Genomic DNA, 10,677 nt, shown 5'->3' with positions numbered 1-10,677 from the left:
CCATCGCACCCGCCGATGCGCTGCAACGCGACATCTACCGCATCATGTTCGTGCACGTTCCGGCGGCGTGGATGTCGATGTTCATCTACCTCGTGATGGCCGCGTACTGCGCGCTGCATCTCGCGATGAACACCCGCCTCTCCGCGATGATGGCCCGCGCGCTCGCCCCGACCGGCGCGCTTTTCACGGCAATCGCGCTCGTTTCCGGCGCGCTGTGGGGCAAGCCGACATGGGGCACGTGGTGGGTCTGGGACGCGCGCCTGACTTCCGAGCTGATCCTCTTCTTCCTGTATGTCGGCTTTCTCGCGCTGCATGCCGCGATCGACGGCACGCGCCGCGCCGATCGCGCGTGCTCGGTGCTCGCGCTGATCGGCGTCGTGAATATTCCGATCATCTATTTTTCCGTGCAATGGTGGTACACGCTGCATCAGGGGCCGTCGCTCGGTTTCGGCAGCGGCGTGTCGATGACGACGTCAATGGCATGCGGCATCCTCGTGATGACGGCCGGCTTCTGGTGTTACGCGATCGCGGTGTCGCTGGCGCGCGTGCGCGTCATCCTGCGCGCGGCGCAACGCGTCTCGACGGACGAGCGTCCATCGCGAATCGAGGAGCGCGCCGCATGAACGTCCTGTCGATGCTCGCCGCCAATCCGATCCTCGCCGCCGCGCTCGCGATCACGTTCCTGCTGATGGCCGCCGAAGCGTGGCTCGTATATCGCGCGCTGCGCGAGCCGGAGATGCGCCGATGAAGGCGCGCCATCGCCGCTTCGCCTTCATCGCGCTGGGCATGGCGAGCGCGGGGCTCGCGTGCGCGTTCGTGCTCAACGCGTTTCGAGCCAATGTCATGTTCTTCGTGAGCCCGAGCCAGATTGCGACACAGGAAGCGACGCGCACGCAGCGCTTCCGGCTCGGCGGGCTCGTCGAACGCGGCTCGCTCGTGCGCGACGGCGACGGCCGCACGGTGCGCTTCGTCGTCGCCGACGCGCGGGCGTCGGTTCCCGTCACCTACACGGGCGCGCTGCCCGACCTGTTCCGCGAAGGCAGCGGCGTCGTCGCGCAAGGCAGGCTCGACGCGAACGGACGCTTTCACGCCGACGAAGTGCTCGCGAAGCACGACGAAAAGTACACGCCGCCGCAGCTCGAACGCGCGCTGCACGAAGTGCGCGCATCGACGGATGCGAACGCGAACGCGGGGCCGCGCCGATGATTCCGGAAATCGGCCATTTCGCGCTGATTCTCGCGATGCTGCTCGCGCTCGTGGCGGGCGTCGTGCCGATGCTCGGCGCGCGCCTTTCCGTCGAGCGCTGGATGCGCGTCGCCGCGCCCGCCGCGTGCGGGCAATTCGTGTTCGTGGCGATCGCGTTCGCGTGTCTCGCGGCGTCGTTTCTCGGCGACGATTTCTCCGTCGTCTACGTCGTCGGCAATTCGAATTCGGCGCTGCCGGCGATTTATCGCTTCACAGCCGTCTGGGGCGGGCACGAAGGCTCGCTGCTGCTCTGGGCGCTGCTGCTGACGCTGTGGATGATCGCCGTCGCGGGATTCGGCCGCCGCCTGCCCTTGCCCTTCGCCGCGCGCGTGCTCGGCGTGATGAGCTGGATCAATACGGGCTTTCTGCTTTTCATGCTGCTGACGTCGAATCCGTTCACGCGCATCATGCCGCCCGCCATGAACGGCCGCGATCTCAACCCGCTTCTGCAAGACCCCGGCATGGTGATCCATCCGCCGTTGCTGTACATGGGCTATGTCGGCTTTTCGGTGGCGTTCGCGTTCGCGATCGCCGCGCTGCTCGAAGGCAGGCTCGACGCTGCGTGGGCGCGCGCGTCGCGGGCATGGACGCTCGCCGCGTGGATGTTCCTGACGCTCGGCATCATGCTCGGCAGCGCGTGGGCGTACTACGAACTCGGCTGGGGCGGATGGTGGTTCTGGGATCCGGTCGAGAATGCGTCGTTCATGCCGTGGCTCGTCGGCACGGCGCTGATTCATTCGCTCGCGGCGACGGCGAAGCGCGGCGCGTTCCGCGCATGGAGCGCGCTGCTCGCAATCTGCGCGTTTTCGCTGTCGCTGCTCGGCACGTTTCTCGTGCGCTCGGGCGTCGTGACATCGGTGCACGGTTTCGCGTCCGATCCCACGCGCGGCGTCTTCATTCTCGCGCTGCTCGCGCTGTTCTCGGGCGGCGGGCTCGCGCTGTTCGCGTGGCGCGCGCCGCGTGCGGCGGCGGCGGTGGGCTTCGAGCCGGTATCGCGCGAGGCGCTGCTCTTGTCGAACAATCTGCTGATGCTCGTCGCGGCCGCTTCGGTGATGCTCGGCACGCTTTATCCGATGGCGCTCGACGCCCTCGATCTCGACAAGATTTCGGTCGGCGCGCCGTACTTCGACAGCGTGTTCGTCCCGCTGATGACGCCCGCCGTCTTCCTGATGGGCGTCGGCCCGCTCGCGCGCTGGAAAGCCGCGCGTCTGCCGGAAATCGCCGTGCGTCTGCGCTGGGCCGCGCTCGTGAGCGTGGCGAGCGCATTCCTGCCCGGCGTGTCGCGCCCGCTCGTGAGCCTCGGCTTTCTGCTCGCCGCATGGACCTTTGCGACCATCGCAACGAGCGTGTTCGAGCGCGTCGTGAGGGCGAGACAGCGCGTGCGGCTCGCGACGCTCGGCATGTGGCTCGCGCATGCGGGCGTCGGCGTGTTCATCGTCGGGGTGACGATGGTGAAGGGCTTTCCCGTCGAGCGCGATGCGCGGATCGTGCCCGGCGGCAGCGTGGATGCGGGCGGCTATCGCTTCCGTCTCGACGACGTGCGCGCGATCGACGGCCCGAACTATCGCGCGACGCGGGCGACGATCACCGTCACGCGCGACGGCCGCGCCATCGCGACGCTCAATCCCGAAAAGCGCGAGTTCCTCGTCTCGAACATGCCGACGACGGAAGCGGCGATCGACCGCGGCGTGCTGCGCGATCTCTACGTCGCGCTGGATCAGCCGGCGGGCGCGAACGCATGGACCGTGCGCATCCAGATCAAGCCGTTCGTGCGCTGGATCTGGGGCGGCTGCATCTTGATGGCGCTGGGCGGGCTGCTCGCCGCGGCGGACCGGCGTTACGCGCGGATCAGAGCGACGCAGCCGCGCGTGACGACGGTCGCTCCGGAACCCATCGCAGAGACCGGACGATGAAGCGCTTTCTCATTCCGCTCGCCGTGTTGGGGGTGCTCGTCGCGCTGCTCGGGGCCGGGTTGCGGCACGATCCGCGCCGGCTGCCTTCGGCGCTGATCGGCAAGCCCGCGCCCGCGTTCGATCTGCCGCGTCTCGACGCCGCCGGCCGCACGATGTCGTCCGACGCGCTGCGCGGTCAGGTGTGGATATTGAACGTGTGGGCGTCGTGGTGCGAGGCGTGCCGCGACGAGCACCCCGTGCTGATGAACTTCGCGGCGAGCGGCGCGGCGCCGGTCTACGGCCTGAACTACCGGGACGAGCGCGAACCCGCGCTGCAATGGCTGGAGATCGCGGGCAATCCTTACGTGACGTCGTTCGTCGATCGCGACGGGCGCACGGGCATCGACTATGGCGTGTACGGCGTGCCGGAAACGTTCGTGATCGACCGCGCGGGCGTCGTGCGATACCGGCAGGCGGGGCCGCTCACGACGGCGTCGCTGGAGCGCGTGATTCTGCCGCTCGTCGGCAAGCTCCAAAAGGAGACGACGCGTGACTAGCCGATACGCGTGGATCCTTCTCGCGTGCATGGCGTGCGCTCACGCCCAGGCATCGCCCGACGACGAACGCGCCCGCCATCTCGCGGAGCGCTTTCGCTGTGTGGTGTGCCAGAACCAGAGTCTGGCCGATTCGAACGCCGATCTCGCCGCCGATCTGCGCGCGCGCATTCGCGAGCAGGTCGGGCAAGGCGCGAGCGACGAGCAGATTCAGGCCTACATGGTGCGGAGGTACGGCGACTTCGTGCTGTATCGGCCACCGGTGAAGCCCGTCACATGGGCGCTGTGGTTCGGGCCGTTCGCCGTGCTCGCGGCGGGCGCGCTGGCGATGGCGCTGCATATCCGCCGCGCCCGCAAACACAGGAGCATGCACCGATGATCGCGTTCTGGCTGATCATTGCCGCGATGCTGCTCGGCGCGCTGGCCTGCGTCGTGACGCCGCTCTTGCTGACGTTTGCGCACGAGCGTGGACAAGCGCACGCGGCGTTGGCTGGACTGATGATTGCGCTGATTCCCGCGTCGGCGCTGACGCTTTACATGCGCATCGGCGATCCGGCCGCGCTGGCGATCCAGACCGCGCCGCCCGCAGTATCCGGCGAACATGCCGACGCGCCCGCTTCGATGGAAGCCGCGGTCAGCCGCCTCGCCGCGCGGCTACGCGATAGCCCCGACGACGCGCCCGGCTGGGCGATGCTCGCGCGCTCGTACGTGGTGCTCGACCGTCCGGGCGATGCCGCCGAGGCGTATCGCCGTGCCGTCGCGCTGAATCCGCGCGACGCCGAGTTGCTCGCCGATTACGCCGATGCCTTGGCGAGCGCCAACGGCGGCGGGCTCAACGACGCGGCGCTGAAAGTGATCGGCGCGGCGCTCGCGCTCGATGCGCAGGAGCCGAAGGCGCTCGCGCTGGCGGCATCGGCCGCATTCGACCGTCGCGATTACGCGAGCGCGATCCAGTTCTGGGAGCGCTTGAGCAAGGTGCCGGATCTCGCGCCGCAGATCGCAGAGCAGGCGCAAAAGAATATCGACGAGACGCGCGCGCTCGCGGCGAAGGGAAGCGCGGCTTCAATCGTGGCTTCGAACGTGGCTCCGAAGGCGGCATCGATCGAAGTCCGCGTGCACTTGAGTGCGGCGCTGGAAAAGCGCGTTCGCCCGACGGATACGCTCTTCGTCTACGCGCTCGCGGACGACGGCTCGCGCATGCCGCTCGCGGTGCAACGCCTGAGCGCGAGCCAGTTGCCCGCGACCGTGCGCCTGGACGATTCGATGGCGATGACGCCGAACCGCCGTCTCTCCGATTTCTCGCACATCAGTATCGATGCGCGCGTGTCGGCCTCGGGTCAGGCACGGCCCGCGGCGGGCGATTTCACAGGATCGAGCGGACTGGTGTCGTCTAAGGACGCGGGCGTCATCGACGTGACGATCTCCGATGTCGTCCGCTGAATACTGCGCTCAGCGCGGCTTGCCCGCGCCGGGCTGAACCGACTTCGCATTCTCGGCGATGTCGAGATCCCACTCGCCTTGTTCATACCAGTCTTCGCCGAGCAGCTCGGCGGGATGCTGCGTGCGGCTGGAGCCGTTGCCGCAGCGCATGGCGTCGGTCGAACAGTAGTGATCGCAACCCCAGCAATTGCGTTCGGGATGCGTGGGGTTCAGCGGAAAGCGCTTCGACATGGCGAGACTCCTTCGATTACGGCGTGCGAGACATCGGCATCGAGATTAGCGCCGGCGCTGGCTTCCGCCAATAGGAACCCGGCGATCCGAGCACGCACGCGGCGAAGCAGACCATTTCGCATTTTTCAACAGCCCGACGGCACGGCTTTCGTCGCCCCCGTCAGCAGCAGTTCGATCAGATCGCGCACGCTGCGGATCGCCGCGCCGAACGGCAGCTTCTCGCGTCCGCGGAAAAACAGGCCATTGCCGACATCGCCGCGCAGTGCCGCAGCCAGCCGCGTGTCGATGCAGAAATGGCCGAATTTCTCGATGCCGTCGCGCAAGCCGCACGCGCTCAGACATTCGAGCGCCGACGGGCACGTCTGCTTGCGCGCGCCGATCTTCGTGCGGATGCGTTCTTCGTTGCGCAGGTAGCGCATGAGCCACGGCGTCTTGACGGCGCGCGCGGGCAGGCCCGTCACGCTGATGAATTCGACGATATCGTCCGGCGTTGCCTCGGCGAGCACGCGCTTGAAGTTGGGATGCGCGTCGCCCTCTTCGGTGACGGCGAACGGTGTGCCGATCTGCACGCCGTTCGCGCCCGCCGCGAGCCATGTGCGCACCGCTTCGTGGCTGTTGATGCCGCCCGCGACGATCACCGGCACGTCCGAACGCTTCAGTCCGAGCGCTTCGAACGACGCATCCAGTTCCGCCAGCACGCGCTCGAAACCGAAGCGTTCATTGTGCATGTCCGCGACGTCGTTGACGCCGAGATGGCCGCCCGCATGCGCGGGATGCTCGATCACGATGGCGTCGGGCAAGCGGCCTTTCTTCATCCACTTCTTGAGCACGAGCGTGACGCCGCGGCTGTCGGAGAGAATGGGGATCAGCGCTATATCGCGGCCTTGCGTAAGATCGGGCAAATCGAGCGGCAAGCCCGCGCCCATCACGATGGCGTCCGCGCCTTCCTCGCACGCGACGCGCACGTAATCCGCATGCGCGCTCACCGCTTTCATCACGTTGACGGCGATCATGCCGCGCCCTTCCGACAACTTGCGCGCCGCCGCGATTTCCCGGCTGAGCGCGATCAGGTTGGCGCGTTCGAGCGTCGGGCGCGTGTGGTCTTCGCGGCACATCTCGAGCAGATCGTCATGATGATGACGCAAGTCGATGCTCGCGATGGTGCCGACCGCGCCTTCCCGCGCCACGCTGCCCGCGAGCCGATGCGCCGAAATGCCGACGCCCATGCCGCCCTGCACGATCGGCAGCAGGCTGCGCCCACGAATCGTGAGCGGCGTGAAGGAATGATCGTGAGGCTTCATGTGCGAATCGGTTTGGTGTGAATTCATATTGAACTGCTCGATGTGATGTGCGCTTCGGTGCCTGACGCGGGTCGCTTACGTAGTTTCCGTCGTCCTGGCCGTGTCATGACCGACCGCGTAAATCGCGACCTGCACACGGCTCGTGAGATTGAGCTTGCGCAGGATGTTGCGCACGTGGATCTTCACCGTGCTCTCCGCGAGCATCAGCGAACGTGCGATTTCCTTGTTGCTCGCGCCATGCGCCAGTTCGCGCATGATGTCGCGCTCGCGCGTCGTGAGCGGATCGGCTGCGGGGGCCGGAGCCGGTGCGGGCTTCGGCGTGCGCATGCTCATGACAAGCTTCGCGGTCATGTCGTCGGCAATGACCGGATGCCCTGCCGCCGCCTTGCGGATCGCGCTTGCGAGCGTCTCCGCCTCGATGCTTTTCAGCAGATAGCCGCATGCGCCTTCGCGCAGCGCGAGAGAAAGTTCGTCGAGATCCTCGGAAACCGTCAGCATGACGACCACGGTTTGCGGCACGTCCTGCACGAGCAGCTTCAAGGTCTCAAGCCCGGACAGCCCCGGCATGTTGAGGTCCAGCAAAATGACGTCCGGGCGAAATTGCTTCGCGCGCTTGAGGCCTTCGAGCCCATCGGCCGCCTCGCCGACGACTTCGAAATCGGACTGCCGTTGCAAAAGGGCATGCACGCCGGAGCGAAACAGCGCGTGATCGTCGATCAACAGAATGCGGATGGTCATGACACAACTCGAAGCAGCGTGAAACGCGCGCCACGGACCATTTTCAGGCAGCCTGGCGCGCCGGGGCCGGCAAGACGAGCTCGACACGTGCGCCGCCTCCGGGTGTTCCCGTCAGCCGAAGCGAGGCGCCCAGACGTTGCGCGCGCTCGCGCATGATATGCAAGCCGACGTGCGTCTCGCCGAGTGCGGCCATTTCATCTGGATCGTAGCCTTGTCCGTCGTCCTCAACAAGGAGGCTGAAATCACGTCCATTGACAATCGTCACGTGGACGCACTGCGCGTCGGCGTGCTTTCGAATGTTCGAGAGCGCTTCCTGCAAAATGAACAGCACCTGCAATTGCTGATCCGGCGACAATGGCAGCCCGCCTTCGTCACGGTAGTCGACGCGGGGCGCGACGCCTGACTGAACGGTGAATCGTTCGATCGACTCGTCCACCGCACGCCTGAATTCGCCGGTGCCGAGTCTCGTGCGGAAATTGATGAGTAATTCACGAACGTCGTCATAACTCTCGGCCACGCCGCCCGCCAGCAGCGGCACGATCTCGCGAACCTCATCCATGCGGTCTTCGCGCGTCGCGCCATCGAGGAGATGCACTTGCATCTTCAGAAAATTGAGACTCTGCGCGATGCTGTCGTGCAAGCCTTGCGCCACGAGGTTGCGCTCCTCCGAGACGGCGAGTTGCCGCGCGAGCGCTGCGAGCCGCCTGCTCTTGAGCGCCGTGCCGAAATGCCCGCCGAGCGTGTCGAGCAACTGCGCCTCCGAAGCGGGAATGGCGCGTTTCTCCCTGAAGTGCAGCGAGAACGTACCCAGCTTCTCCCCTTGCGAGACAATATCGAACGCGGCCACGGCCGCGAAGCCCACGCGCTCACAGGGCCGCGCGTCGCAGGCGCAGTCAGTGGCGGCAAAGCAGCGCTCGTCCTGAAGCAGCGCGGCGGGCAATCCTTCCGATTCGATCAGCCGTATCTGGCCGTCCTCCGTGGCGAGACGAACCGCCGCGGCGTCCGCGTCGAATTGACGCGTGAGACGTGCGAGAAAGCCTTGGCATAGCGCATCGACGTCATTCGGCTGATTGAGAAAAGCCGCCATCTGATAGAGCGCCGTAAGCTCGCGGTTCTGCGCGGCAAGCTCGGCCGTCTTCGCTTCGACGCAGCCTTCGAGATGGCTGTACAGCGTCTGAAGCTCGGCGGCCATACGGTTGAAGCCCGCCGTCAGGTGCCCGAACTCGTCGTGCGTCATGACCTGCAGGCGCGTGTCGAACTGACGCCGCCGGATGCGCTTGAGGCCGTCCTGCAAGCGCTGCACCGGCACGACGATCCACAGAAAGAGCAGATACACGATAGCCAGCGTTCCGATACACGCCATGGCGCCCAAGGCCATCTGCGACGTGCGCAGCCAGCCGGTCTTGCGCGCGTTCTCTTCCTCGATCAGCACGACCAGCTCGTCCGCCCCGGCGACGAAACCCGGCAAAGCGTCCACGTAACGCGACACGGCTTTCGGATCGGCCGCTGCAACGCCCTTTTGCGCATCCGGTTCGAGTCGCGCGTGCCACTCATTCGCGACCTTGTCGAACTGGCTGCGCACGTTGGCGTCGTCGGGAAGGAAGAGCGGACGCGCGGGGTCGCCCCGGCGCAAGCGGTCGATCGTCGCGCTCATCTGATCGATCTGCGATTGCAGTGCCGATCCCGGCATGTCCTGCCGCTTGATGAGCGCGAGCGCGACCGCGTGCGCGCGCATGCGCAGGCTACCCGCGTCGTTGATGGCCGCGCCCGCGCCTTGCAGTTGCCACGACAGCCAGAGCGTCCCGCCGATCATCGCGAGAACGAGAACCAGCGACACCACCGACAGCGTGACGATGCGTGTGGTCAGACGTTCTCGATACGACGGCAGGGACATGTTCGATCTTCGAAATCAGCGGCTGCGGACCAGCTGCCACGCCCGTGTGAGATATCCGAGCGAAGCGAAGCCACTCCAGACATGTACCAGCCGCGTGAACGGGAAGATGACGAAAAGACTCATGCCCATGAACAAATGTACACGGAAGAGCAGCGGCGCATCTGCGACATAAGTGGCCGCATCGGCGCGGAACGTAACGATGTGTTGCGCCCAGGTCATGAGGCTCACCATCATCGCGCCATCCATATGACCTGCGGAGAGGCCGATGGTCGACAAGCCGAGCAGCAGCGTGATGAGGATCCAGACCAGCAGTACGCGGTCGCCCATTTTCGTCACGGCGGAGAGCCGCGCGCTCGTCAGGCGGCGATGCAGCAGGATCAGAAGACCCGCGAGGCACATCGAGCCCATGATGCCGCCCGCGATCATCGCCAGCGCCTGTTTGACGCTGTGCTCGACGCCGAGCGCGTCCCACACGGCGACCGGCGTCAGCAAGCCGACGAGATGCCCGAAGAACAGCCCGAGAATCCCGATGTGAAACAAGATATTGCCGAGCCTGAGATTGCCACGGTCGATGAGTTGCGTGCTGTCGGCCTTCCAGGTGTACTGCTCACGTTCGAAGCGCACGAGGCTGCCGAACAGGAAGATGCTCGCGGCGATGTACGGATAGATGCCGAACAGGAACGAGTTGAACATGTTCATCGTGCGTCCTTTGCGATGGGTGCGCCCGCGCCAGACGATGCGCCGCGCTGATGAAAGCGAATGGTCTGCGTGTCCTGCCGCATGTGCGGCGCGAGCAAGGGCTCGACGCCGTCCGGCCCCGGCCCGAAGGTTTCGAGCATCTCGTCCATGTCTCGCACGGGCGGTTGCACGAGCGGGCGCGGCTCGACGGTGGCGAGCTCGCGCAAGACCGCGAACACGGCCGCATACGGGCTTTCGTCGCGCGCGAGACGCCCGCCGATCGCGTCGAGCACGTGAATGGCGTCGTTCAGCAAGGCTTGCGCACGGTCAGGATCGATCGCGCCGAGGACTTCGAGAAAGAGCGGCACATAGTCCGGCAACTCGTTCGTCTCGATATCGAGCCCAAGACCGCGATACTCGTCGAGCAGATCGACCATCGCCTGGCCGCGGTCGCGGCTTTCGCCGTGGACGTGCTCGAAAAGATGCAGCGAATGCGACGGATTGCGGTCGAAGGTCGACACGTAGGTCAGTTGCGAGTCGATCAGCGGACGCTTCAGCGATGCAACGAGCGGCGCAAGGCGCTTTTGCGCGTGCGGCCAGTCATGCAACGCGGTTTCGATCTCCGGCAGCGCGTCCAGCAGCGCGGGCTCGGGATAATCGAGCAGCGCGGAAAGAATGGGATAAAGCGACATCGTTCGTTCCTC

Annotated in this window: 13 protein-coding genes; 7 read left to right on the top strand and 6 right to left on the bottom strand. The window is 66.1% G+C overall.

The genetic code is table 11. The annotated features are described in order from the left end of the window. From ccmC to AWB70_RS33350, 7 genes are all read left to right on the top strand, one after another. Nucleotides 1–623, top strand: a 623-nt coding sequence (ccmC, locus tag AWB70_RS33375; RefSeq protein ID WP_060854246.1) for a heme ABC transporter permease CcmC, incomplete at its 5' end; no start/stop codon positions are given. Further along, nucleotides 620–748: a hypothetical protein gene (locus AWB70_RS39590; RefSeq protein WP_255724936.1), complete on the top strand. Its 129-nt coding sequence runs from the start codon at nt 620–622 to the stop codon at nt 746–748. The genes ccmC and AWB70_RS39590, both read left to right, overlap by 4 nt. Further along, nucleotides 745–1,206 (top strand): cytochrome c maturation protein CcmE, encoded by a 462-nt coding sequence (gene ccmE, locus AWB70_RS33370; protein ID WP_053571677.1) that lies wholly within the window; start codon nt 745–747, stop codon nt 1,204–1,206. Before AWB70_RS39590 ends, ccmE begins: the two co-directional genes overlap by 4 nt. Next, complete coding sequence (locus AWB70_RS33365) at nt 1,203–3,158, top strand: heme lyase CcmF/NrfE family subunit (RefSeq protein ID WP_053571678.1); 1,956 nt, start codon at nt 1,203–1,205, stop codon at nt 3,156–3,158. The genes ccmE and AWB70_RS33365 overlap by 4 nt, the downstream gene beginning before the upstream one ends. After that, nucleotides 3,155–3,694, top strand: coding sequence for a DsbE family thiol:disulfide interchange protein (locus AWB70_RS33360; RefSeq protein ID WP_053571679.1), 540 nt, complete (start codon nt 3,155–3,157; stop codon nt 3,692–3,694). The genes AWB70_RS33365 and AWB70_RS33360 overlap by 4 nt, the downstream gene beginning before the upstream one ends. Continuing rightward, the gene (locus AWB70_RS33355) at nt 3,687–4,070 is read left to right on the top strand and encodes a cytochrome c-type biogenesis protein (protein ID WP_052485893.1); all 384 of its coding nucleotides are present in this window, start codon (nt 3,687–3,689) and stop codon (nt 4,068–4,070) included. Before AWB70_RS33360 ends, AWB70_RS33355 begins: the two co-directional genes overlap by 8 nt. Next, nucleotides 4,067–5,131, top strand: a complete 1,065-nt coding sequence (locus AWB70_RS33350) for a tetratricopeptide repeat protein (protein ID WP_053571680.1) — start codon at nt 4,067–4,069, stop codon at nt 5,129–5,131. The genes AWB70_RS33355 and AWB70_RS33350 overlap by 4 nt, the downstream gene beginning before the upstream one ends. Before the next feature lie 9 nt (nt 5,132–5,140). On the opposite strand, the gene AWB70_RS33345 is transcribed toward AWB70_RS33350, so the two are convergent. The 6 genes from AWB70_RS33345 to narJ form a co-directional block, all read right to left on the bottom strand. Beyond that, nucleotides 5,141–5,362, bottom strand: coding sequence for a DUF3079 domain-containing protein (locus tag AWB70_RS33345; protein WP_014252805.1), 222 nt, complete (start codon nt 5,360–5,362; stop codon nt 5,141–5,143). A gap of 125 nt (nt 5,363–5,487) precedes the next feature. Next, complete coding sequence (locus tag AWB70_RS33340; protein WP_053572115.1) at nt 5,488–6,663, bottom strand: NAD(P)H-dependent flavin oxidoreductase; 1,176 nt, start codon at nt 6,661–6,663, stop codon at nt 5,488–5,490. Nucleotides 6,664–6,738: 75 nt separating this feature from the next. Continuing rightward, complete coding sequence (locus tag AWB70_RS33335) at nt 6,739–7,401, bottom strand: response regulator (protein ID WP_053571681.1); 663 nt, start codon at nt 7,399–7,401, stop codon at nt 6,739–6,741. A gap of 43 nt (nt 7,402–7,444) precedes the next feature. Next, nucleotides 7,445–9,295, bottom strand: a complete 1,851-nt coding sequence (locus tag AWB70_RS33330) for a type IV pili methyl-accepting chemotaxis transducer N-terminal domain-containing protein (protein WP_053571682.1) — start codon at nt 9,293–9,295, stop codon at nt 7,445–7,447. 15 nt (nt 9,296–9,310) lie between these two features. Further along, nucleotides 9,311–9,994, bottom strand: a complete 684-nt coding sequence (narI, locus tag AWB70_RS33325; protein WP_053571683.1) for a respiratory nitrate reductase subunit gamma — start codon at nt 9,992–9,994, stop codon at nt 9,311–9,313. Then, nucleotides 9,991–10,665 carry a nitrate reductase molybdenum cofactor assembly chaperone gene (gene narJ, locus AWB70_RS33320; protein ID WP_053571684.1) on the bottom strand — a complete coding sequence of 225 codons (675 nt, stop codon included), beginning with the start codon at nt 10,663–10,665 and terminating at the stop codon, nt 9,991–9,993. Before narJ ends, narI begins: the two co-directional genes overlap by 4 nt. Between the last annotated feature and the right edge of the window lie 12 nt (nt 10,666–10,677).

This window comes from Caballeronia cordobensis (assembly GCF_001544575.2).
GTDB classification, from domain to species: domain Bacteria; phylum Pseudomonadota; class Gammaproteobacteria; order Burkholderiales; family Burkholderiaceae; genus Caballeronia; species Caballeronia cordobensis.
This window is presented reverse-complemented; position numbering and strand designations above follow the sequence as displayed.